This window comes from Moraxella sp. HMSC061H09 (assembly GCF_001809255.1).
GTDB classification, from domain to species: domain Bacteria; phylum Pseudomonadota; class Gammaproteobacteria; order Pseudomonadales; family Moraxellaceae; genus Moraxella; species Moraxella catarrhalis.
Genome location: NZ_KV796839.1, coordinates 16,289 through 41,489 on the forward strand (window position 1 = coordinate 16,289; position 25,201 = coordinate 41,489).

21 protein-coding genes are annotated in these 25,201 nt (G+C 41.8%); 12 read left to right on the forward strand and 9 right to left on the reverse strand.

The annotated features are described in order from the left end of the window. Positions 1 to 82 precede the first annotated feature (82 nt). From HMPREF2573_RS02805 to HMPREF2573_RS02815, 4 genes are read right to left on the reverse strand one after another with little or no spacing between them, the layout of a single operon-like run. Positions 83 to 967 (reverse strand): RNA methyltransferase, encoded by an 885-nt coding sequence (locus HMPREF2573_RS02805; RefSeq protein WP_003671209.1) that lies wholly within the window; start codon positions 965 to 967, stop codon positions 83 to 85. Further along, positions 967 to 4,689 carry a DNA polymerase III subunit alpha gene (gene dnaE, locus HMPREF2573_RS02810; RefSeq protein WP_070472492.1) on the reverse strand — a complete coding sequence of 1,241 codons (3,723 nt, stop codon included), beginning with the start codon at positions 4,687 to 4,689 and terminating at the stop codon, positions 967 to 969. Before dnaE ends, HMPREF2573_RS02805 begins: the two co-directional genes overlap by 1 nt. Before the next feature lie 6 nt (positions 4,690 to 4,695). Continuing rightward, positions 4,696 to 4,851, reverse strand: a complete 156-nt coding sequence (locus HMPREF2573_RS09300; protein ID WP_003660174.1) for a hypothetical protein — start codon at positions 4,849 to 4,851, stop codon at positions 4,696 to 4,698. Positions 4,852 to 4,871: 20 nt separating this feature from the next. Further along, a complete protein-coding gene (locus tag HMPREF2573_RS02815) occupies positions 4,872 to 6,017 on the reverse strand; it encodes a ribosomal protein uL16 3-hydroxylase (RefSeq protein ID WP_063454249.1) in 1,146 nt (381 codons plus the stop codon). Positions 6,018 to 6,274: 257 nt separating this feature from the next. On the opposite strand from HMPREF2573_RS02815, the gene prmB reads away from it, so the two are divergent. The 9 genes from prmB to der all read left to right on the forward strand — a co-directional run bounded on the left by prmB (position 6,275) and on the right by der (position 16,566). Next, positions 6,275 to 7,387, forward strand: coding sequence for a 50S ribosomal protein L3 N(5)-glutamine methyltransferase (gene prmB / locus HMPREF2573_RS02820; protein ID WP_070472495.1), 1,113 nt, complete (start codon positions 6,275 to 6,277; stop codon positions 7,385 to 7,387). Between the two features lie 160 nt (positions 7,388 to 7,547). Beyond that, a complete protein-coding gene (rlmN, locus tag HMPREF2573_RS02825) occupies positions 7,548 to 8,735 on the forward strand; it encodes a dual-specificity RNA methyltransferase RlmN (protein ID WP_003662538.1) in 1,188 nt (395 codons plus the stop codon). An 88-nt stretch (positions 8,736 to 8,823) separates the two neighbouring features. After that, positions 8,824 to 9,402 (forward strand): tetratricopeptide repeat protein, encoded by a 579-nt coding sequence (locus tag HMPREF2573_RS02830; protein WP_042510547.1) that lies wholly within the window; start codon positions 8,824 to 8,826, stop codon positions 9,400 to 9,402. A 58-nt stretch (positions 9,403 to 9,460) separates the two neighbouring features. Beyond that, a complete protein-coding gene (ispG, locus tag HMPREF2573_RS02835; RefSeq protein WP_003662542.1) occupies positions 9,461 to 10,576 on the forward strand; it encodes a flavodoxin-dependent (E)-4-hydroxy-3-methylbut-2-enyl-diphosphate synthase in 1,116 nt (371 codons plus the stop codon). 4 nt (positions 10,577 to 10,580) lie between these two features. Further along, positions 10,581 to 11,537 (forward strand): hypothetical protein, encoded by a 957-nt coding sequence (locus HMPREF2573_RS02840; RefSeq protein ID WP_003666483.1) that lies wholly within the window; start codon positions 10,581 to 10,583, stop codon positions 11,535 to 11,537. 23 nt (positions 11,538 to 11,560) lie between these two features. Next, positions 11,561 to 12,829 (forward strand): histidine--tRNA ligase, encoded by a 1,269-nt coding sequence (hisS, locus tag HMPREF2573_RS02845; RefSeq protein ID WP_042510379.1) that lies wholly within the window; start codon positions 11,561 to 11,563, stop codon positions 12,827 to 12,829. A gap of 99 nt (positions 12,830 to 12,928) precedes the next feature. After that, entirely contained in the window at positions 12,929 to 13,762 is an 834-nt protein-coding gene (locus HMPREF2573_RS02850) for a YfgM family protein (protein ID WP_003660166.1), read from the forward strand. Positions 13,763 to 13,831: 69 nt separating this feature from the next. Next, a complete protein-coding gene (bamB, locus tag HMPREF2573_RS02855; RefSeq protein WP_042510378.1) occupies positions 13,832 to 15,010 on the forward strand; it encodes an outer membrane protein assembly factor BamB in 1,179 nt (392 codons plus the stop codon). A 137-nt stretch (positions 15,011 to 15,147) separates the two neighbouring features. Next, positions 15,148 to 16,566, forward strand: a complete 1,419-nt coding sequence (gene der, locus HMPREF2573_RS02860) for a ribosome biogenesis GTPase Der (RefSeq protein WP_042510377.1) — start codon at positions 15,148 to 15,150, stop codon at positions 16,564 to 16,566. 67 nt (positions 16,567 to 16,633) lie between these two features. On the opposite strand, the gene HMPREF2573_RS02865 is transcribed toward der, so the two are convergent. From HMPREF2573_RS02865 to HMPREF2573_RS02880, 4 genes are all read right to left on the reverse strand, one after another. Further along, positions 16,634 to 17,353: a ribonuclease HII gene (locus tag HMPREF2573_RS02865; RefSeq protein ID WP_038519343.1), complete on the reverse strand. Its 720-nt coding sequence runs from the start codon at positions 17,351 to 17,353 to the stop codon at positions 16,634 to 16,636. Then, the gene (lpxB, locus tag HMPREF2573_RS02870) at positions 17,346 to 18,626 is read right to left on the reverse strand and encodes a lipid-A-disaccharide synthase (protein WP_070472497.1); all 1,281 of its coding nucleotides are present in this window, start codon (positions 18,624 to 18,626) and stop codon (positions 17,346 to 17,348) included. The genes HMPREF2573_RS02865 and lpxB overlap by 8 nt, the downstream gene beginning before the upstream one ends. 213 nt (positions 18,627 to 18,839) lie before the next feature. Continuing rightward, complete coding sequence (locus HMPREF2573_RS02875; RefSeq protein ID WP_070472500.1) at positions 18,840 to 19,544, reverse strand: Smr/MutS family protein; 705 nt, start codon at positions 19,542 to 19,544, stop codon at positions 18,840 to 18,842. A gap of 149 nt (positions 19,545 to 19,693) precedes the next feature. After that, positions 19,694 to 20,791, reverse strand: a complete 1,098-nt coding sequence (locus tag HMPREF2573_RS02880; RefSeq protein ID WP_003660154.1) for a 3-deoxy-7-phosphoheptulonate synthase — start codon at positions 20,789 to 20,791, stop codon at positions 19,694 to 19,696. A gap of 226 nt (positions 20,792 to 21,017) precedes the next feature. On the opposite strand from HMPREF2573_RS02880, the gene HMPREF2573_RS02885 reads away from it, so the two are divergent. Further along, the gene (locus tag HMPREF2573_RS02885) at positions 21,018 to 22,064 is read left to right on the forward strand and encodes a polyprenyl synthetase family protein (protein WP_003660152.1); all 1,047 of its coding nucleotides are present in this window, start codon (positions 21,018 to 21,020) and stop codon (positions 22,062 to 22,064) included. A 199-nt stretch (positions 22,065 to 22,263) separates the two neighbouring features. On the opposite strand, the gene HMPREF2573_RS02890 is transcribed toward HMPREF2573_RS02885, so the two are convergent. Beyond that, positions 22,264 to 22,668: a thioredoxin domain-containing protein gene (locus HMPREF2573_RS02890; RefSeq protein WP_003664685.1), complete on the reverse strand. Its 405-nt coding sequence runs from the start codon at positions 22,666 to 22,668 to the stop codon at positions 22,264 to 22,266. A gap of 74 nt (positions 22,669 to 22,742) precedes the next feature. Between HMPREF2573_RS02890 and mtgA the strand changes: the two genes are divergently transcribed. Continuing rightward, positions 22,743 to 23,414: a monofunctional biosynthetic peptidoglycan transglycosylase gene (gene mtgA / locus HMPREF2573_RS02895; RefSeq protein ID WP_003662558.1), complete on the forward strand. Its 672-nt coding sequence runs from the start codon at positions 22,743 to 22,745 to the stop codon at positions 23,412 to 23,414. 232 nt (positions 23,415 to 23,646) lie between these two features. Then, positions 23,647 to 25,201, forward strand: a 1,555-nt coding sequence (ppk1, locus tag HMPREF2573_RS02900) for a polyphosphate kinase 1 (RefSeq protein WP_070472502.1), incomplete at its 3' end; no start/stop codon positions are given.

Consider the following 25,201-nt stretch of genomic DNA (forward strand, 5'->3'; position numbering starts at 1 on the left):
CTCATCATATGGCTGAATGTGAGATTTATCAAATCAAGCCTAGTATACCGATATGATTGAATGAACGGCGATGCCACCCAAGCTAAGGCAAATTCTGATTAATCTTAGCAATCAAAGCACGGACTAAGGCGTATTCTTTTTGGTCTAGTTGCAAGCGACGATTCAAGCGAGATAAGCGATTTGGTAGGTGCTTAAGATCATCGTCGTGTGCAAGATTGAGCCGTTGCATCAATGTGATGATGGCACTTTCAAGATTGGCTGACTGTGCTTGAGTGATCGCAGGCTCATCCCAGTCGCTGCGTATGTGTATGGGCAGCGAGTATTCCTCTTTTGGCATGCCTTGTATCTGCTTGGTACTAACAAGAGAAGATGGTGTAAGCGTACTGGCAAATTGATCAAAAAAGGTAGCTGTGATGACTTGTATGGCACTGGCAACATTGAGTACAGGATAATTCAAATTGGCAGGAATCTGGATATGATAATCAGCCAATGACAGCTCTTCATTGGTCAAACCTCGGTCTTCACGCCCAAATAAAATGGCAATCTTGGGCAAGGTATTAACCAAATCATCAGCTGATTGATTCATATGATCCAAAGATGTCGCCAAAGTATTTTTTGAGACAGTCTGTGATAATTGCTTAAGTGCAACTTGTGCAGCCATGCTTGGCGTCAGCACAGGCCTAGGCATTTGGCGTGATCGGGCACTGGCTGCAAAAATGAGTGTGCAATCACCAATGGCATGTTTGATATCTTTTGTGATGCAAGCTTTGTCCAGTAATATGCCTGCACCTGCTGCATTGGCATAACTGCTGTCATCAATCGGTAAGCGTGGATTGACGACCACCAAATCATCTAAGCCCATGGTATGCAGTGCACGCGCCGCCGAGCCGATATTGGCAGGTAGGGTAGTACCAACCATCACGATGCGAATGCGTGATAGCCAAGATTTGAGTAAATCGTTCATCATTATCGAAACACCAAATGATCATCAGTGATATGATTTTTTAATTGAGCAATATTGTGGTCGCTGGGGTATAGCCGTAATCGGTCATTGGTTTGGATGCGTGCAACACTGCATTCATCATATAAGTATAATGATAAAGGTACACATAAATCGCCCACTTGACTGATGTCTATATCATCATGCTCTGAAGTTGGGTGAGAGCCTCGTTTGATTAGCTCAGGCGGTGGGCTATTTTCTTTTATCACACTTAAAATCCCCTCAAGTGCTTGAGTGTCATCACAAGCAAGCTTTAGATGAATTTCCTTTAGTCGGCGAATCCGAGCATTTTCGATAGACTCAATGTGATGTAGGCGAGTAAAAATCCGACCATCATCATTTTCTCGGACGCTGATTTTGGCGATGACGATATTTGCAATGGTCATATTTGCACGCTCACCTTTGGTGTATAACGGTTTGTATTCTTCATCAATACCAAGCACACGCTTACCTGCGGTCAAAACTTCTTTAAATTGATTAAAAGTCTCACCATAGCAGCTCATTTCAATGCGACCTTTGCCATCGTCAAGCTTGACGACAATACGCTCCCCAAAAAATGCCACATCATAAATCAAGCCTGCAATCCATGCAAAGCCTTTGGCGGTATCTTTTAAATCAACGACACTTTTAACAGTAGTATATAAGGGTAGCTCACTGCGATATTCATCCAAAGGATGACCAGTTAAATACAGCCCAAGCGTCGCTTGTTCATAGCGTAAGCGATCTTGTGGCTGCCAGTAGACATCTTCAAGTGGCGGTGCGACAAATAGTGAATCATCGACATCTGTAAATAAATCCATCGTCCCAATTAAGTGGTTTTGGCGGTTTTGGTCGGCAGCTGCCATTGCTTCGGGGAGCTGCCGCCACAAGCCACGGCGAATTTGGTAACTGCAATCTGAGTGATCGGTGATATAGTGTGGTTTTAAGGTTTCGGCTAAAATATCAAAACAGCCTGCTTTAATGAGTGCTTCTAGTGAGCGTTTACCCACTTTTTTGATGTCAACACGATTACAAAAATCGTATAAATCCTTAAAAGCACCGTCCTTGCGTGCAGCGACAATGCTATTAACCGCCTCTTCACCGACGCCCTTGACAGCACCAAGCCCATAAACAATTGTCTTGGCATCTCTGACCACAAATTTCCATTGGCTATGATTGACACTGGGTGGGATGATAGTTAACCCAAAATTATCACGGCAATCAGACAGTAAAAAAACCACCTGGTCGGTATCATCCATTTCAGATGTTAAGACCGCTGCCATAAATTCAGCTGGATAATAATGTTTTAGGTAAGCAGTCTGATAAGCAAGCACACCATAGGCTGCCGAATGTGATTTATTAAAACCGTAGCCTGCAAATTTTTCAACCAAATCAAAAATTTGTGCCGCCAAACCGCCATCGATATTTTGCTCAATCGCACCCTCCACAAAAGTACTACGCTGCTTGGCCATCTCTTCGGGTTTTTTCTTGCCCATGGCACGCCTTAGCATATCTGCACCACCTAAGGTATAACCTGCTAAGACCTGTGCAATCTGCATGACTTGCTCTTGATAGACGATGACCCCATAGGTTGATTCAAGAGGTGGTTGCAGCAGTTCATGCTGAAACTGAGGATGGGGATAAGCCACTTCTTGAATACCATGCTTTCTGTCGATAAAATCAGACACCATACCAGACTCAAGCGGGCCGGGTCGATATAAAGCACACATCGCAATGACATCTTCGATATTTGAGGGCTTAAGCTGTGCTAAGTATTTTTTCATGCCGCTACTTTCTAGCTGAAATACCGCACTGGTTTTGGCCTCTTGAAGTACTGAAGTGTATACATCGGCGTCATCGAGTGGCAAGGTTTCTAAATCAATTGAGGATTGACCTTGAGCTTGACGAGTTTGGTTAATGTTATCAACAGCGGCTTGAAGTACGGTCAAATTTCGAAGTCCTAAGAAATCAAATTTTACCAAGCCGACAGCTTCAACATCGTCCTTATCATATTGGCTGACAGGATGACCTTCACCATCACAATAGATGGCCGAAAAATCACTGATGCTATTGGGTGCGATGAGTACGCCGCCTGCATGTTTGCCGACATTACGGGTGAGACCTTCAAGCTTTTTGGCCATCTCCCATATCTCAAGAGCCAATTCATGGTCTGGTGCATCTGGATTGGTCAGCAGCTCTTTGAGTTGAGGTTCTTGATCAAAGGCATCTTCAAGCTTAATACCAGGTGTTTTTGGAATCATCTTTGAGATGCGATCACCCAGACCAAAAGGCTTACCCTGAACACGGGTGACATCACGAACCACCGCACGCGCCGCCATCGTACCAAAGGTGATGATTTGGCTGACTGCTTGGCGACCATATGTTTGTGCCACATAGTCAATCACACGGTCACGCCCTTCGATACAAAAATCGATATCAAAGTCAGGCATTGAGACACGCTCAGGGTTTAAGAATCGCTCAAATAACAAATCATAGCTCAAAGGGTCAAGATCAGTAATATTAAGCGAATAAGCAACCAAAGAGCCTGCACCTGAGCCACGACCAGGACCGACAGGTACGCCATTGGCTTTTGCCCAGCGGATAAAGTCCATGACAATTAAAAAATAGCCAGGAAAACCCATCTTAAGAATGATATCAAGCTCATAGTCAAGCCTTTCATCATAAGGTTTGCGTACTTTATCCCAATCATCATCTCGCTGATCAACAGGATAAAGTTTCTCAAGCCGTCTGTTTAAGCCATCAGCGGATACTTTTTTAAAAAAAGTCTCAATGGTCTCACCTTTTGGGATGGGAAAATCAGGCAGAACATTAATCCCAAGCGTGATAGTTACATTACATCGACTGGCGAGTAGGCGTGTATTTTTAATTGCTTGGGGCAAATCAGCAAACAGCTCGGCCATCTGCTTTTGGCTTTTGAAATATTGAAGTTCGGTGTATTCTCTTGGGCGTCTGTCATCTGCTAAGGTATAGCTATTTGCGATACACACACGAGCTTCATGTGCATCAAAGTCTGTACTGACGGTATTATTTTTGTCATTTGTCTCAGTTGGGCTTGCGTGAATAAAGCGTACATCATTATGTGCAATGATAGCAATGCCAAGCTTAGCAGCTTGAATGATGGCACTTTCATTAAACTTATCATCGCTGGCTTTGACTCGGCGAATGCCAATGTAGAGCCTATCGCCAAAAATATCTTGCCATGTTTGTAAAATAGGCAGGGCATTGTCAGGGTTATTGCCAAGTAAAGGCTGAGCAATCTCTGAGCGATGTGTTAAGATGGCGATTAATTCATCGGAATATTCAGCCAAAGCCGCTTTGGTGATGACGGGTGTTTCAAACTCTACCGAACCATGATTATTCATTGGGCGGTTGGTATAAGCATCTGAAATCAAACGCATCAGGTTTTGGTAGCCATGATGGCTCATCGCATAAAGGATGACGCTGTGGCGTGCATCAGCTGCATCTTTATCACTATGCTCACCAACCACCACCTCAGCCCCAATGATTGGCTTAATACCAGCGCCGATACACGCTTTATAAAACTTGACTGCTGCAAACATATTATTCCAGTCAGCCAAAGCAAGTGTATCTTGACCATCAGCGACGGCGGCTTTGACCAAATCTTTGATACGGACAATTGAGTCTATAATGGCGTATTCGCTACGAATACCTAAATGTACAAAGGACATAATCTTCTAATTTTGAGTTAAGCTGACTGTGCCTAAAACACAGAAAACCACAGGAATGGGATTGACATTGTCTGAATGATGATTTTGGAATTGACCAAACACATATGCACCAATCAACAAAAGGATCATAAATAGCATCAGCATACGAATGACGCTTAACATAATATTAAACCAAAATCATATTAAACCAAAATCAGCCAATTATCATTCAGCCACTGGCTAAGCCAAGGCAGATTTTGTAAATTGGCGTCTTCGGCAGTAATGGCATCACCGTGAATCAAATGCTTAAGATATGCTCGTTCATCATCTGACAAGTCAACTTTTTCGCCATTGATATACCACACATCACGCACATGGACAAAGCGGCAGGCAGGGTTTAATACCAAGCACTCACCATCTTCAAGGCGAGTTTTGAGTGTATCAGCATCAAGCTCATCTTCAAACGCAAGTAATTCATACTGGCGTTGACTGACCAGCTCGCCGATGGCATCTGTCAATAACGCATCGCCTTCTTTGGAATTTAGCAGGTTAATTAGCTTATCTTTGAGTGCTTGAATGCTATCTTGGCTAAGCTCATAGGCATCTGGCTGGTCAGCTTGCGGTAAGGTTAGGACATGAAACAGATTGGCGTGATTGGTGGCGACATCTGCCAGCTCGTCCATAATTTGTACAAGATTGGGTCTGCGAAAACCAAATGAAAATGTCAAGCAATCATTCATCGCAATCCCATGATGGCTAAGCCTTGGCGGTACATAAAGCACATCACCTGCTTGCAAGACTTCATCAAAAATAATCTTACCCATGTCATCTAAAAGGCGTATTGGTTGATTAGGCACAAAAGGGGTATCAGAAGTACACATCTTGCCCAACTGCCATCGACGCGCACCATAACCTTGGGCAAGAAATACATCATATTCATCATAATGTGCACCCACCGAACCGCCTTTTGGAGCAACAGATACCATGATATCATCTTGTTGCCATTTGGGAATAAAATCAAAATGCGACCAAAGCTCACCAAGCTCAGGCGACCATTGCTCAAGATTTTGTACCAAGATTGTCCAAAGCTTGGGGGTTTGATAGATATCGTCTTCATCAAGCGGAGCAGATTTTAGCGACCATTGATTGATATTTTTATCACTTTGGCTGATCAATCGAGCAGACACGCCTTCTTCAAGTGCCAAACCAAGTATATCTTCAGGCTCAAACATCCCTATCAAGTCAGGCAAACCCCCCTTAATTAGCAGCGGCTTTTTTTGCCAATATTCTGCCAAAAAAGTCTTATGGCTCATGCCTTTGGGTAGGCAAAATCTTATATTATCGGTCATGATGGTCTCAAAATTAATCAAAAAATGCGATAAAATTTGGCATACTTTATGCTTAATATAAACCTTTAGTTTAACAATTTTTTGGTTTAAAACCAATCACATTCACCAAATTTTAGTATTTTTGTGGTTTTTATTGAATAAGATTGTACCAAGATTTTGGTTGGCATGATGAAAACAGTGGCAAATTTGTGCTAAGTTGATTATAATAAAAATTATTTAAATAGCACTGTGACAGGGCATGACGAAAAGGCAGCTTGATGACAATTGATACCCACTTTGACGCCACCGATTTGGCGGAATATGACTTTGATTATACGATGAATGAAAATGGTCAGCTCACCCAAGCGGAGATTGCTACATTATATACCGAGCTTGGTGAAGCTGAGCAGGCATTGGTAACCATTCGTGATTTTATCCGCTTTGTGGTGACCAAGCTTCGCCAGTATGATGTCGTTGTGGCACAAGGGACGACAGATGAGTTTGCTGAAGCGGCGGCAATTGTTTTGCATTCTTTATCGCTTGAATGGTCGGCAGATGAGCAGATTTTGGCGTGTAAGCTGACTCCCAGCGAAAAGCAAGAAGTCTTGACCTTATTATCCGAGCGTATCATTCAGCGTAAGCCTTTGTCTTATTTGATTAATTTGGCGTATTTTTGTGGGCTGCCTTTTTATGTTGATGAGCGTGTTTTGATTCCACGCTCTCCGATTGCCGAGCTGATTAATCAGCAGTTTTATCCATATTTTGATGTCGATGATGTACGCAAAAACTCATTTTTTAGCCACGGTTTAGAAGAGTCGCAGTTGGCAGCACCTGAGCGTATTTTGGATTTATGCACAGGTTCTGGTTGTATTGCCATTGCACTTGCTAAGGCATTTCCTGATGCCAATATTGATGCCACAGATATTGATAAAGATGCCCTAGAAGTGGCATGGACAAATGTTGAGCATCATGAGCTTGCTCATCAAGTCAATCTACTTGAATCAAATTTATTTGCCAAACTGCCCGCTGAAAATCAGTACGAGCTTATTGTGACTAATCCGCCTTATGTGGATGCAGCGGTAATGGCAGAGCTGCCACCTGAGTTTTTGCATGAGCCTGAACATGCACTTGCAGCAGGTCAAGATGGCTTAGATTTGGTACATCAAATTTTATACCACGCACCTGATTATTTGACCAAAGATGGCTTGTTGGTTTGTGAAGTTGGTGATAGCGAGTGGGCGCTACGCCAAGCTTATCCTGAAATTCAGTTTGATTGGCTAACCTTTGAAAAAGGCGGTAGTGGTGTTTTTGCCATCACATGCGAAGAGCTTTTGGAATACCGAGAAGATTTTGCCAAACAAGTTGAGCGTGTGCAAGGTTTGACCCACTGATACCGTTTTATGATATGTTTAATAAAAAGCAAATGGAACATCCGTTTGCTTTTTATTATCTGTATCTGATTATTATCTATATCTGAGTGCATTAGCATGACTTTGATGCAAAATTTTAGTATAATAATGGGTTTAATTAAATACTTGTATAGAGTGTACCGTGAATAAAATTCCTGTCATCACCTCCGCTGAGCAGTCCGACCAAGCAGCCAAGAAAGTTAATCTTTTAGGTATGTCAAAAGATGAATTATCGGCATTTTTTGTGTCTTTGGGCGAAAAGTCGTTTCGTGCAACGCAGGTGATGAAGTGGATTTATCAATTTGGTGTGACAGATTTTTTTGAGATGACAAATATTTCAAAAAAACTTCAGCATAAGCTACATGAGGTAGCTTGCGTCGTGCCGCCGACTGTGAAATATAAAGAATTTAGCCAAGATGGTACACGCAAATGGGTCTTTGAGGTGGCGGGTGGTTCGTTGGTTGAGACAGTCTTGATTCCTGCCGATGATGGTAAGCAATTTGGGCGTAAGACTTTATGCATTTCATCGCAAGTGGGCTGTGCGTTGGATTGTTCGTTTTGTAGTACAGGTAAGCAGGGTTTTGAGCGAGATTTAACGCCAAGCGAAATCATTGGGCAGCTTTGGGTCGCCAATCAGTCTTATATGGAAAATGTGCCGCCAACCGAGCGAGAAAACCGTGTGACCAATGTCGTCATGATGGGCATGGGTGAACCGTTATTAAACTATGATCCTGTGGTGGCGTCCATGTCACTTATGCTTGATGATCATGCATTTGGCTTATCCAAACGCCGTGTCACACTTTCAACCTCAGGCGTTGTTCCAAAAATGTATGATTTGGCCAAAGATATTGATGTGGCACTTGCCATTAGCTTACATGCACCCAATGATGAGCTTCGTAATGAACTTGTGCCGATTAATAAAAAATATCCTTTAAAAGATCTTATTAAGGCTGCCAAATCTTATGTGTACGATGAAAATCCTCGCCACAAAAAACACATTACCATCGAATATGTTATGCTGGCAGGTGTTAACGATTCTGATGAACACGCACATCAGCTGGTTGATTTGCTAAAAGATTTGCCGAGCAAAATTAATTTAATTCCGTTCAATCCATTTCCGCACGCACCTTATGGGCGTTCAAGCAATAATCGGATACATGCTTTTAGTCATATTTTAAACCAAGCAGGATTTGTTTGTACAATTCGCCAGACTCGTGGTGATGATATTGATGCTGCTTGTGGGCAGCTGGTCGGTCAGGTCGCTGATCGTACACGCCGTGCCAAAAAATGGCAAGAAAGTATCCAAAAACGCCAAAGCCATCATGAATGAATTGATGCATCTATTTACTAATGATATCAAAGCCTGATAGAATGGACGCTACATGAAAATCCGAGTAAAGTGGCCTATGGTAATGGCGATGGGGCTGGTTTTAAGTGCCTGTCAAAGTACACCAATACCGCCTAAAAATAATCCGCAATTGGCACAAATCCGAACCCAAATTGCAATCTCGCTACTGGACATGGGTAAGCTTGATCAAGCCAAACAGCAGTTGGATGCTGCTTTATCGGCTGATCGGCAGTTTGCACCTGCCTATCGCACCTTGGCAAAGATTTATCAAGCTTCGGAGGATGCCACTCACCAAACCAAAGCTCAACGCTTGTTTGAAAAGGCGATTGAACTAAATCCTAAAGATATGCAAAGTTATATGGATTATGGATTTTATTTGGTGCAGATGGGGGACTTGTCAGGTGCGTTGATTTATTTTGATAAACCTAGCCGAGCCATCGGTTATGAAGGGCGTGTGGTAGCCATCGAAAATATGGCATATATTTATTATCATCAATATGAAGCTGCCAAATCACCAACAAAAGATGACTATAATAACGCCAAATCAGCACTTGAGCGTGCGTTAACTTCAGGCACTCAACATGATGAAATCAAAAAGTCTTATGACAAATTATTAAGTGATTATAAATTATTAAGTGATTATAAATAGTTTATGATGATTATCACGCCATGTATTTGGTCAATTGAACAAGAATAACGGTAACACCATGTCAATACACAATCCGATTAAACGCCGCCCTACCAAAAAAATCTATGTTGGCAATGTCGCCATCGGCGGCGATGCACCCATCAGCGTGCAAAGTATGACAAATACAAACACCTGTGATATTGATGCAACAGTTGCACAAATTCAGCGATGCGTGGACGCAGGTGCGGACTTGATGCGTGTATCGACACCAACGATGGAGAGCGTCGCTGCCTTTGCTGAGATAAAAAAACGCGTATCCATTCCACTCATTGCCGATATTCATTTTGATCACAAAATCGCCATTGCAGTGGCGGATGTGGGTGCAGACTGCCTGCGTATCAATCCAGGTAATATTGGCAATGATCAAAAAGTCAAAGAAGTGGTTGCAGCGGCACGCCATCATAATGTGCCGATTCGTATCGGTGTGAATGCAGGCTCACTTGAAAAGGATTTACAAAAAAAATATCGAGAACCGACAGGTGAGGCGATGCTAGAATCAGCGTTACGCCACATTGATATTTTAGAAAATCTTAATTTTCAGAATTATAAAATCTCAGTCAAAGCCTCCAATGTATTTTTAACCCTTGATGCGTATCGATTGATTTCAGCACAAATTGATAATCCATTGCATCTTGGCGTTACCGAAGCGGGTGTATATCGCACTGGCACGGTTAAATCTGCCATTGCTTTGGGCGGTTTGCTACTTGATGGCATTGGCGATACCATGCGTATCTCTTTGGCGGCAGCACCAGAAGAAGAGATTAAAATCGGCTTTGACATTCTAAAATCACTGGGTATTCGTAGTAATGGCGTCAATTTTATTGCTTGTCCAAGTTGTAGCCGTCAAGAGTTTGATGTGATCAAAGTGATGAATGAGCTTGAAGCTCGCTTAGAGGATGTGCGTGAGCCACTGGATCTGTCAGTTATTGGCTGTAAAGTCAATGGGCCAGGTGAAGCCAAAGAAGCGACGATCGGTGTCGTGGGAGCCAGCCCCAATAGTTTGGTTTATAAACATGGTGCAAAAAGCCATCTGATTGATACCAAAAAATTGGTAGATGAGATTGAGGCGATGGTGCGTGCTCAAGTCAAAGACATTCAAGATAAACGGGCAAATGAGATTATCCGTATAGGCTAAATGTATGAGCGATCAGGATAAATTGGGCTTTTTAGATTTGGCGGTGCATGCGATGAAAATGGTCAATCGACCAATGACAACGATGCAGCTGTGGGAGTTTGTTCTTAAAAATAAATTGCATCGTCGGTTAAGATCTTATGATGTTTCCACCGAATCTTTCATTGGCAAATCACCAGAAAGAACATTTGGTAGTTCAATTACTCGCAATAAACATATCTTCAAGGAAGTTCCAAATACAAATACCAAGCCAAAACAATATATTTTAAAATCTCAGCAAACAAAGTTAGAGGTGATAAAAAATCTTGATCAAACCACTCATCGCTTAGCAAAATATCATGAGCGAGAGTTGCACCCTGTCTTGACTTATTTTTTGAAATTTGATAAATATTTTCAAGCTTATTCAAAAACCATTTTTCATGAAATCAGTCCAAAAGGAGCAAAAGGTGAGGATAAATGGCTGTATCCAGATATGGTGGCGGTGCATTTTGAATACGCCAATTATCAAAAAAACCATGTACTTGGTTTTATTACGAAATTTAATAAGCCACCAATAAAAATCTATTCATTTGAGATTAAAAAAGAGCTAAATTTTAGTAATTATAAAGAAAGCTTTTTTCAGGCAGTCAGTAACTCAAGTTGGGCAAATGAAGGTTATTTGGTGGCGGCACAAATCCTGCCTGACGGTCAATTTATTGAGTCGCTCAAAAAACTTAGCCAAAGCTTTGGGATTGGTATCATTGAGCTTAATAGACACAATGTGAAACAAAGTAAGATTTTATCACCTGCCAAATTTAAAGAGATGATGGATTATTCGGTGGTTGATGAATTGGCGAATAAAAATGACAATTTCTCACAATTTTTAAAAACCATTATCGATTTTGATGTTAATCATCCTCATCGATATGACAGCGAGTTTGACAAAATCTTAAACCTATATGAACCGAATGACAGCAATCATTGATTGTATATAATTAAGGAATATTTATGAATAAAATTACCGCTATCCGTGGCTTTAATGATGTGTTGCCCGAGCAAACACCAGCATGGCGTGCAATGGAACGAACATTAATTGAGGTGATGGATAGCTATGGCTATAGCCAAATCCGTTTGCCTTTGGTTGAAGAAACTCAGCTATTTGCACGAGGTGTCGGTGAAGCGACAGATATTGTTGAAAAAGAAATGTTTGGCGTTGTACATGGCGGAAATAAGGGCGATGAAAGATCTTCTTTTACTTTACGCCCCGAAGGTACTGCAGGATGTGTACGGGCAATTGTTGAGCATAACTTAACTCGTGGCGATACACCAAAATTATGGTACTTAGGCCCGATGTTTCGTTATGAACGCCCCCAAAAAGGTCGCTATCGCCAATTTCATCAATTGGGCGTAGAGTATTTTGGCGCTGAGTTGCCTGATGCTGATGCTGAGTTGATCGCTATGACTTATCATATGTGGCAAAAACTGGGTATCGGTGAGCATGTGACACTCCAGCTAAACACCTTGGGCGAGACCGATGAGCGTGTTGCATATAAGTCAGCACTGGTTGAATATTTGACAACACACCAAGAGGCTTTGGATGATGATTCAAAACGCCGTTTAAATACCAATCCACTGCGTATTTTGGATTCCAAAGATGAAAACACTCAACAAATCCTAAAAAATGCACCTAAGCTTGGTGAGTTTTTGGGTGAGGCATCGTTGGCTCATTTTGAAAAAGTACAAAACTATTTGTCCGCATTGGGTATTTCGTTTGAGATAAACGATAAATTGGTGCGTGGCTTGGATTATTATAACAAAACTGTTTTTGAATGGGTAACTGACAAATTAGGTTCACAAGCGACCGTCTGTGGCGGCGGTCGTTATGATGGCTTGGTGGGTATTATCAAAGGTAACGCTGAGCAGTCAGAGCCTGCGGTTGGGTTCGCTATGGGTCTTGAACGCTTAATGCTATTGATTGATGCCGTTAATCCTTATCAGGTTGCATCTTGGTGTGATGTTTTTGTGATTGCTCACCCTGATTATTATATTGATGGCTTAAAGTACGCCGAATCACTTCGCTTGCGTCAGGATAATTTACGCGTCAAAATGGCAAGTGCAACAGGCTTAAAATCACAAATGAAAAAAGCCGATAAATCAGGTGCAGCTTATACGGTCATCATCGCAGAAGATGAGGTAAATGCCAACCAAATCACCATTAAGACAATGGCAACTGGTGAACAACGCCGTGCACCCATTGATTATCAATTTATACGATAAAATATGCATGACTTATGCGATAAAATCTATATGGATAAAAACCGCATGAAAATGGTTGTGTGTGATATAATGCATGCAATTTTCAATTAGAGTTTGATTATGATTGACACTCCGAAAAATGATAATAATTTTACTGATCAAAAATCTTTAAATGCCTTAAAATTGCATGGCGAAAAGATTATTTATGCCGTACTTTTGGTATTGGCTGTCTTTTTTGGTTGGCAGTATTATCAAAAAAATTATGCCAAGATAGATACGGTCGCTGCAGATACTTATACTTCAATTTCGGTGCGTGATGAGCGACTGGTGCAAGCTTATTTAAATCCACAATTAGATGAAGTGGCTAAGCAGGCATTGGCGGAAGAAGAAAAGCAGTTATTTGGTGATATTGATGCACTTGTTGCAGCACATGGTAACACTGTTTACGCTTGGCAAGCATTGATGATCAAGGCACGCCACCAGACCAATAATAACGATCTTGACGGTGCGGTCGCAACGCTCAGCCAAGCCACTTCAATCAATCTTGACGATGACGGTTTGACAGCAATAGCCAAAATACGCCATGCACGAGCCATGTTGGCAAATGGTGATACAAACGGTGCGTTATCGATTGCCAATGAAGCCATGCCGACAGCTTTTGAAGCATCACGCCAAGAGCTTTTGGGTGATATTTATCATGCCAAAAATGAAATTGACAATGCCAAATCTGCTTATACTAATGCATGGGAGGTGCTCCGTGAGCGTCAAGAAAACCGTGCGGTATTGGCTTTAAAATTACAGTCACTTGGGGTGAATGTTGAACCAATCGAACCTACGCCATCAGTGGTATCGATACCAAATACTCAGCCAGTCATTGAAGGTGGCGAGATATTTGAGATGATTGAGCATGATTCGGCAGTGGCAGACACACAAAACCCACACACTGGCAATTAGTGCTTACAAAAGATTCGTTAATCATGGTCAAATAAACTTAATTAAAAATAGCAAAGTAAGGATATTTTTATGTATCAGCGCTTTATCAATACCGCATTGGTTGCAGCTTTGGCGGTAACTATGGCAGGTTGTGGCACCAAAGCCATCAAGCCAACCGAACGCAAGCCTGCCAAATTGGTTAATATTCAGACGCCAGTCGCTGTATTAACACAGGTATCAAGTATCCGCTTGGATCAAGGTCGATCTGGCTTTAGTCGTCGTAATACCAACCTAAGAAAGGATGTTATTGATTTACAAATTGCACCGTTGGCAGATGGTATGATTGCAGCAAGTCGCAGTGGTATCGTCAGTGGTTACATGGGTGAATCGATTGCTTGGCAATATAATGCTGAAGATGTGATCACTGGCGGTGTCGGTATTGATGATCAAGGTAGTGTGGCGGTCATTGGTACGCGTTCAGGGAAATTAATTGCATTAGATGCTCGCACAGGTGCAGCACGCTGGGTAGTAGAATTGGCTTCTTCTAGTTTGGCACCAGCATTGATTAGTGGTGATAAAGTGATTGTCATCACTAACAGTGGTACGATTTTTGGATTGGATATTAATGGTGGTGCGACAGTTTGGCAGTATGCCACTCAGGTACCAAATACCAGTGTGCGTGGTATGGCAAAGCCTTTGGCGCTTGATGCTCGCACGGTATTGATTGGTGGTGCTGATGGGCGTATTCATGCACTAGATACCATGACAGGTGCACCAGTGTGGACTCGCCGTGTGGGACTGGCGATGGGTTCTGGAGAAATTGATCAGCTGCGTGATATTGATGGGACACCGACCGTCGTAGATCATTATCTATACGCTGCCAGCTACAGCGGACAATTAGCTGGGTTTGATATGACAACAGGGCGTACCATGTTTGTCAGCGAGCTATCTAGCACCAAAAAGCTGACCACTTTGGCTGATGCTGTCATCGGTAGTAGCACTGATGGTGATGTGGTTGCCTTTAACCGAATGACTGGCGAGAAGCTTTGGGAAAATCATGATCTAAAATATCGTGGATTGACCAATCCTGTAACCATCGGCACTTATATTGCTGTTGGGGATGCAGATGGTGTGGTACATATTTTAAATCATCAAGGTCAAATTATCAGCCGAGCCAATACCAAAGGTGCTTTGACCAACTTAACTGTGATCAATAATCGCTTATATGCCCAATCAGCAGATGGCGTTGTGACTGTTTGGCAATTTTAAATAATCAATAAAATCAGCATCCTTTGTCATGATATCGGTGGCAAAGGTTTTGCTGTTTTGGTTGAATGATGATTGATGCCTGATCATCCAAATCCTCATTGCGACAGATTCAATTTTAACGATATTAAGAGTAAAACATGAGTATAAAACCTGTGGTCGCCTTGATTGGTCGCCCTAATGTCGGTAAATCGACTTTATTTAATCAGTTAACAAAGAGTCGTCAAGCATTGGTGGCGGATTTGGCGGGTCTAACCCGTGATCGTCAGTATGGTGATGCACATTTTGAAAACAAGTCATTCATTGTCGTTGACACTGGTGGTATCGGTGAGATGGATGATGGTTCGGGCAATATTGATGATTATATGGCGACTCAGTCATATACGGCGATTCATGAAGCGGATATTGTTGTTTTTGTCGTAGATGCTCGTGCAGGATTGATTGGTGCAGATAGTGAGATTGCACATTTTTTACACACCTTGGGTAAGCCTGTATTTTTGGTAGCAAACAAGATGGATGGCGTTCATGAAGCGGCATATGCAGAGTTTTTTGCTTTAGGTTTTGGTGAACCGTATGCTACCGCAGCCAGTCATGGTAGAGGCGTTACCAATTTGCTTGAGTCTTTGACGGCGGATATGCCTGAAGATATGCCCAAAGATGAGCTTGATAGCAAAACCTTAAAGCTTGCCATCATTGGTCGCCCCAATGTCGGCAAATCAACCTTAGTCAATCGCTTGCTGGGCGAAGATCGTGTGGTGGTCTTTGATATGCCAGGCACAACGCGTGACAGTATTTATATTCCTTTTGAGCGAGAAGGGCGTAGCTATGTCCTCATCGATACAGCGGGCGTGCGTCGCCGTGGTCGCATTGATGAGAAAGTGGAAAAATTTTCTGTCGTCAAGACGCTACAAGCCATTAAAGATGCCAATGTCGTGGTGCTGGTCATTGATGCCAAAGAAGGTATTGTTGATCAAGATTTGCATATGCTTGGATATGCACTAGACGCAGGGCGTGCCATTGTCGTGGCAATCAATAAATGGGATGGCTTAAGCCAAGACCAAAAAGACTTTGTCAAAATTGAAATTGACCGCCGTTTTAATTTTGTGCCTTGGGTAAAAATTCATTTAATTTCTGCTTTATATGGTAATGGTGTGGGTAAACTTTATCCTTCTATTCATAAAGCCTATGAAGCATCAATGTTTAAGGTTTCAACCAATCAGCTGACACGAATTTTAGAAGATGCTGTTGCCAGCCATCCACCACCAATGGTGGGTGGTCGCAGAATTAAGCTAAGATATGCACATTTGGGTGGGCATAATCCTCCTGTCATCGTCATTCATGGCAATCAAACGAGCAGTCTGCCAAAAAGCTATCAGCGTTATCTTGAAAATGTTTTTCGCAATATCTATAAACTCGAAGGGACACCACTACAGGTAGAATTTAAGCAAAATGCCAACCCATATGAAGGCAAGAAAAATCCTGTCGTTAAAAACAAAGCCAAGTTGATGCGTGAGAAAAAACGCATTCAGCGGTTTAAGCGTGCCGAGAAAAAACGATAAAAGCAGGTAATATGCACTTTATTAATTGGCAGTCACTGAGCTGTTATGTGCTTAATTATCTTTATTGCTATGAATGCCAATAGTTAGAATTAATAAATCCTTGATTGTATAATTCACGAATCGGTGAGAAGCTACGCCGATGCTCAGGTAAAATACCATATTCTAAGATGGCAGCTTTATGCTTGGCGGTCAGATAGCCTTTATGTTTATCAAGCAGATATTCAGGATAAGATTTGGCATGCTGAATCATCAAACGATCACGATGCACTTTAGCCAATATGCTGGCACAAGCAATACTGCTATGAGTAGCATCTCCTTTGATCATGGCATAAATCTGATGAAAGTGTTCGCCCAAACTGCCATCCATTGAAGGTAGCTGATTGCCATCTATCAAAATAGTTGTGTTTTTTTCATTTAAATTATTCTTAATAATAATTGTCTCAATGGCAATTTTCATCCCAAGCATCGTTGCTTGATAAATATTAATCTGATCAATAATAGTGCTTGGTACATCAACAATCGCATAATCAAGTGCCAAATCTGTGATGATGTCAAACAGTTGTTCTCGCCGTTTTTCGCTCAGCTTTTTACTGTCATTTAATAAAGAAATTTTAGTATTTGTTAAATCTATCTCATCAAAGCGGCCGCTGAGTTCATTGGGCAAGATAACCGCACCGACAGTCATATTGCCAAATAAAGTGCCCCGTCCAACCTCATCGATACCGACGATTGGGGCATGACTTGATAAAACCGCATTGGGTTTAGTGAAGATGGTACAATCATTCATAAGCTTTGGTGATATGGTGTGTGTCATATGATTTTTTAGTACTCATAAAATAATGATCCAGCACGGCTTTGGCGGAGTTTTGGTGACTTTGGCTGCGTAGCCACGCTGAAATATTGCTAAGCTGTTTGGTTTGTTTGTTTGGGTGGTGAATAATCCCTAATGCTTTGGTGCTGACTTTTTCGGCGGTGGCGTCAGATTGTAGTAGTTCAGGTACGATTGGATGACCAAGATACTGCTTGGCCAAGATATTGGGCAATGACACATAAGGAATTTTAACCAAACGCTTGGCAATCATAAAAGTAAGCGGATTGACTTGATAGACGACAACCATAGGACGCTCAAGTAGTAAGCATTCTAGCGTTGCTGTACCTGATGCCAAAAGTACCACATCACTGATGGTCATACACGCATGACTGATCGCAGGTTGGTTTTGTTTTTGAGACCGATTGTGATCATCCAAAATATGTACGCAGTTGACCAAATTGGCATGATGAGTGTGCAAAATTTCATGCACTAATCGTGCATGCTCAGCACTCACGACTGGCAGCACAAACTGCACGGTTGGTATTTGCTGATGAATGTTTTGTGCACTTGTTAATAATAGCGGTAACATGGCTCGGATTTCAGAGGTGCGTGAACCTGCCATCAGACAAATAATATGACTTGCTTTTATGAGTGTTGTTACACCATGATGGTGATTATGATATTGGTGAATAAAATTTTCCAAACGCACCTTTGGGCTATCCTGATGGGCGTGAAGTTTATTTAAAAGTGGATGTCCAACGCAGATGGCAGGATGGGCATATTTTTGATAAACACCCAGTTCAAACGGAAACAAGCACAGCACCAAGTCTGTCGCTGCTTTGATGTGATGAATGCGACCTTCTCGCCACGCCCAAATCGAGGGGCTGACATATTGGACACAAAAAACACCTTGGGGCTTTAATATTTTACCGATTCGAAGGTTAAAATCGGGTGCATCAATACCAATAAACAGATCAATCTGATGCGTTTTAAACGCTGTGATGATTTGCTTTTTGGCTTTTAACAAATCAGGTAAATGCATCATCACCTCTGCCAAACCCATCACCGATAAGCGTCCCATATCAATCACTGAGCTTAGCCCCTGTGCTGCCATTGACCGCCCACCGACGCCGACCCATCGAATATTTGGGTGTAGGGCGTTCATTTTCTGCATAAAATCACCGCCAAGTGCATCTCCTGAGACTTCCCCTGCCACGATGCCGATCGTAAGTGACGATGTATTTGTCATAATTTTCTCAATACTAATCAGTAAATTTATTAAAAGATTGGCTGTATTGTCATGCCAGATTCAAATACTTGCCATAAAAGTCATAAAAATAGGTCAAAAAATTGACCTTTTAAAGATGCGATTGATGTTAAGTAATTCGGGGTAAAATAATAAACATATATTTTGTGATAACACTATTTTATTGTTAAGTGATCACAATCGCATATACAACCATCACGACTGGACGACTTTTTTGAGTAATACCAATACTGAACCATTGCCCCCGTCTTTAGCAGGTGCAGAAACAAACGCCATGACCTCTGGCATTTGGCGTAACCAGCCATTAACGTAGGTTTTAAGAATGGCATCTTTACCTTTGCCGTGTACAATTTTGACCACAGTTTCACCATGATTGATGGCTTGGCTGATGAGTAATAAGACAGCCTTGCGTGCGTCATCAATGCTTGAGCCGTGTAAATCTACCGCATCATACCACCGTAGTTTGCCTTGTTTTAACTGCTCAAAGACTTTATTTTGTAAGGTGGGATTTTTGTAAGATAAAAAAGCCTCACTTGCCACAGGATTTAATAACGCTTGCATATCAGACAAAACACCTTTAATTGGCTCATCGCCTTCAGCTGACGCACGGCGACGCAACATATTTTCATCGGTTTGGGTGGGTTTGGTATGGCTGACGACAGCATCGGTTTTTAACGGTATGACGCCACTCATCGCCTGCATAAATAGCACGGTATCATCATTGATGGCATCATGATTAAAACGCTTCACTTCATGTAAAATTGCCTTTGAGCTGGGCAAATTGACCGTCTCGTTAGGTTTATCACTTGCCATTTCAGGTTTGGTAGAAGCCTTGGTCATTTGCTTTAAATCTTCTTGTAGAGATTTTGATAACAAATCTTTAAAACTTGGATTACTCATAACAGTATTGCTCTTATATATGTTGTTATCTGTGATTGCTGTCTTTGATGCTTGGGGGTTAACACTTGTTGGTTTTGTGCCATCATATATCCAAACTTAAAAAACAGATGGCATAAAAACCAACAAAAATCAACCTATTTTAAAAACCATCAGCGATTTTGTAGATGTGCTTTCACTGTTTTAGCGAAGGTGCGTAAGGTTTCAACGGTTGCCTCCCAGTCCAAACAGCCATCAGTAACGGATTTACCATATTCTAAATCATCTAAATTGACAGGAATATTTTGGCGACCACCTTTCAGATGGCTTTCAATCATGAGTCCCATAATAGATGAATTGCCATTTTGGATTTGGCTTGCAACATTTTGGATAACCATGGGCTGAAGATAGGGGTCTTTGCCACTGTTGGCATGACTGGCATCAATCATGATTTTACCGTTTGTTTTACCTTTAGCAAGCTCATTTTCAGCGGCAGCAACAGCGGTTTCATCGTAGTTTGGCTTATCATTACCACCCCGTAGGACAACATGAGCGTAGCGGTTGCCTTTGGATTTGATGATAGATACTTGACCATCGCCAGACAATCCCAAAAAGCTATGACCTGACTGTACTGCTTGCATGGCATTGACGGCAACAGTCATACTGCCATCGGTACCGTTTTTAAAGCCAACGGGGCAAGATAAGCCAGAACTCATTTCACGATGTGTTTGGCTTTCGGTTGTGCGTGCACCAATGGCAGACCAGCTGATTAAATCTTGCATGTATTGAGGCGTATTGGGATCAAGTGCTTCGGTGGCGCAAGGCAGACCCTTTTCGTTTAATTCAAGCAAAAGCTTTCTTGCGATATGTAGGCCTTTTTCGATATCAAAGCTGTCATTCATATCAGGGTCATTGATTAAGCCTTTCCAGCCTGTTGTGGTACGAGGTTTTTCAAAGTAAACACGCATCACAATAAAAAGCTCATTTTTAAGCTCTTCTGACAGTACTTTAAGTTTGTCAGCGTATTCATGTGCTGCCACAGGATCATGGATAGAGCATGGTCCAACAACAATCAAGATTCGCTTATCAATACCATCTAAAATATTTTGAATGGTTTTTCGTCCATTTAGAACGGTATGATAAGCCAACTCCGACAGTGGCAGCTCGCTTTTTAGGCAATTTGGGGTAATTAGCGGAATGAATTTTTCGATATTCACGTCATCAATTTCTTTATGTTGCGTAATGGGATTGTGCGTCATTGGGTGGCTCATAATTGCTCCCTGTTTTATTTTAGATGTGCCAATAAGCTTATCAAGATAAGCACAAATCAGAACCCACATTATGCCTATAGTTGGTTTGATTTACAAGCGTAAAAAGTCATTTATCCGCCAAATTTGTCTTTATAATGATGAAAATTTGTTTTAACCAAAGCAACCGATTGAAGGGAAAAAATTCAGATTAAGTGATTAAAAAAGCCAAACGCTGTTTTAAGTTGCTTTGATTTTATGCTATGATAGCGTTTTTGATTTTAAGACAGATTTATCAATCATGAATAACGCTCAGCTGACTTATGCCGATATCCAAGCCATTGTTTCTGAAGATTTTGCCATTATGGATAAGCAAGTTTTTGGCAGTTTAAATTCCAAAGTGCAGTTGGTGATGAGTGTGTCTAAGCATGTCATTGACGCCGGTGGTAAAAGAATGCGTCCTTTAATCACGCTACTGACCGCACGCATGTTACATGATGAACAAAGCCAGCAAGCCATGCAACTGGCAGCCATTACAGAGATGCTTCATACCGCAACTTTGGTGCATGATGATGTGATTGATGCATCTGGTTTAAGACGAGGCAAGCCAACTGCGAACGCCACTTGGGATAATCCGACAGCGGTTTTGGTGGGGGATTATTTGATTGCTCGTTCATTTAATTTGTTGGTAGGATTTAATCATTTGCCCTTATTAAAGCTATTTAGTGATGGCACTTGTGATATTGCTGAAGGGGAGGTATTACAGCTACAGCATCAACACAACCCAAAAACTTTAGAATCTGATTATTTGCAGATTATTGATGGCAAAACCTCCAGATTATTTATGATGGCGACAAAAGGCGCTGCACTGCTACAAGGGCGTGAGGAGTTTTTGGATGATTTGGGTGCATTTGCGTATCATTTTGGTAATGCATTTCAAATGATTGATGATGTGCTTGATTTTAGTGGCGATGCTGCCATCATGGGCAAGAACTTAGGCGATGATTTGGCGGAAGGTAAACCGACTTTACCCATTATCAAGACTTTGGAGTTTTTAGAACATAGCAATCCAGCCATGTATGATAAATTGCGTATTGCGGTGCAAACGGGCAAAGTAGTAGATGATGTGCAAATGCTTATCAAGCTTGTTCAGTCTTCAGGTGCACTTGATTATTGTAAGGCACGCGCGCTTGAAGAAACTAAAAACGCTCAACACGCCCTTAATAATCTACCCAACAACCGTTATCGTGAGGGGCTATATCTACTTACCGAGCTTGCCAGTTCTCGTCTTGTATAGATTTTAATCTAACCAAGATGCGATCAATGATGATGACATTTTTATAACAAGTTAAATCCCACAAAATGATGTCATCATGCCCTTATGGCGTATTTAATGAAGCCTAGAAAACCCCCTAGATTGCCTGCATGTCGGCACATGATTTAGCTTGCCAAGCCTTTGGTGCGGATAAAAGCCCGTATGTGCTTGGCTTAAAAAATCAGACAATCCATGGTTTAACAGCGGATGATTTAAGTAAATTCATCACATCCATCAGCCCAAATGGGTACAGCATCATTTGATCTTGGGTAAGTAAGATGGGAATGTATACGCCAAGTGCGTCAATCAATGCTTCATCTTGACTATCTGCTAAATCCAAAACACGAAAAACAATCGGCACGGCAGTCATTGCCAAAGCATGCTCAATGATCGCTTGGATGTTGTGGCATAAATGACAGCCTTCTGTACCAAGCAAATACCAACCCTTATTTGTTACACCCAAGGTCGCCAAAATTTGTGCGTAAATGTGCTGATAAGTTTCTTTGGGTAATCTTGATAGAGCATGGCGATCATCCAAAAGCTGATCGAGTGCCTTAAGTGTCTGTGAGCTAAGATAATTTGACATAAATTTGCAAGGCTATACAACCAAGTGCTGATAAGGTATGATAAGCGTATTAATTAACAGATGAGTATTTTAGCGTGTTTCGCACATTTTTTAAATGGATTCTGACACCTTTATTGATGCTATTTTTTAGTTTTCATATGATGGTGATGGGGCTGTTGGTGGTGTGGGGGAATTTGCCTGTTCAAAATTCTGCTTTTATGCTTTGGCATAGGTTATCAGGCGGTCGTGTTACCCAAATTTGGGTAGATTATGATCACATTGCCAAGTCTGCCAAGCAAGCTGCCATTGCCAGCGAAGATGGTAAATTTGTTGCCCATTATGGATTTGATTTTGACAGTATACAAAAAGCCATGCACCGTAACGAGAGTCAGGGTGCGGTATCGGTAGGCGGCTCAACCATCAGTCAGCAGCTGGCAAAAAACTTATTTTTGACATCGCATCGCTCTTATGTCAGAAAAGCAGAAGAAGCCATCATTGTTGTGATGATGGAAACCTTATGGTCAAAGCAGCGTATTTTGGAGGTATATCTCAATGTTGCTGAATTTGGCGAAGGGATTTATGGTATTGAAGCTGCGTCACGGCATTATTTTGGGCGTTCGGCAGCAAATTTAAGCCGTGATCAGGCAGCTTTATTAATCAGTTTGTTACCAAATCCTAAATATTATGGTAAAAGACCCAATGCCAAGCGTCTTAAAAATAAGCAAAGGATTATCATGCGGCGGATGAATGGTGTGCAGATTCCTTGAGACTGTTTGGCTATATATTTGCTTCATGTGTCATGCAATTATCATTAATTTTTGGTATTTTAATAAAGATGCTTAAGCACTCACATGGCAGTAGGGCAGCCAGTTATGAGTTAGTTAATATAAATAATAACTTAATTTTTAATCATTAAAATTTAACATGAATCATCAATTTCGCCTTCAGGTATTATACACATCTATCCGCCAAATTTTAGCAACTTTTAGGGAATATGCCATGATTAACACTATGAATGATGTCAATCAAGCCAATCACGCTGATCATACCAACCCAATGACGCAGATTGATCATTTATTTGACGAACAAGGTGCTTTTACGCCTAAATGCTATATTAACCGTGATTTATCAGCGTTAAGATTTCAGCTTAGAGTATTGGCACAAGCTGCCAACCCAAATCATCCTTTGCTGGAGCGTATGTTCTTTTTGACCATTTTTTCCTCAAATTTAGATGAGTTTTTTGAGATTCGTGTTGCAGGCTTATTGCAAAAAATGAAACAAGGCGATCAGGTGAGTAGCTTAGATGGTCGAAAGCCCAGCGAAATCTTGCAAATCATCAGCGATATTGCTCATGGTGCTGTTACGCAGCAGTATCAGATTTTAAATGATGAAATCTTACCGCAGCTTGCCAAGCATGAAATCCGCTATTTGCGTCGTGATGAGTTGAATGCCAAGCAGCGTGCATGGCTAAAAGACTATTTTGTCAGCCAAGTCAAGCCAGTATTGACACCCATCAGTATTGACCCTGCGCACCCATTTCCAAGACTGGTGAACAAATCTTTGAACTTTATCATCAGCTTAGAAGGCAAAGATGCCTTTGGGCGAGATATCAATCGTGCGATTGTGCCAGCACCTCGTTCATTACCTCGTGTTATTCGCTTGCCTGATGAGATTACTGATGGCAAGGAGCATCATGTGATGCTCTCAGCGGTCATTCATGAACATATCAATGAGTTATTTTTGGGCATGAAAGTAACGGGTTGCTATCAGTTTCGCCTAACACGCAACGCAGATTTGGCACTGGCTGACGATGTTGATGATATCGCCAAAGCGTTAGAAGGGGAGCTTGATAATCGCCGCTTTGGTCATGAAGTGCGATTAGAGGTTACCACAAATTGCCCTCAAGACATTTGTGATTTTTTATTAGATGAATTTGAGCTTGATAAATCTCAGCTGTATCGTGTCAATGGTCCTGTGAATTTAACACGGCTTTTGACCAGCTTTGATAGACCTGAATTAAAATTTAAGCCCTTTACGCCCGCCATGCCAAAGGCATTTCGTGATATAGATATGGGTAGTGCAGGCTCTATGTTTTTGGCAATATCACGCCAAGATGTGCTTGTTCATCATCCATTTCATACCTTCAATCCAGTGATTAACTTACTGTGGCAAGCAGCAAGCGATCCCAATGTTCTTGCCATTAAGCAGACCATTTATCGCTCAGGGGTAAACTCTGAGATTGTACAAGCACTTGCCGCCGCCGCTCGAAGCGGTAAAGAGGTGACTGCGGTCATTGAGCTACGTGCTCGGTTTGATGAAGCGTCAAATATCGCTGTCGCCAATATGCTCCAAGAAGCGGGTGCTGTGGTTGTTTATGGTATCGTAGGCTACAAGACACATGCCAAGATGATGCTGATTGTACGCCGTGAAAATGGCAAAATTCGCCGCTATGTGCATTTGGGTACGGGTAACTATCATGCAGGCAATGCCAAGGCGTATACAGATTATGGGCTGTTTACCGCTAATGCTGAGGTTACCGAAGATGTGGCAGGTG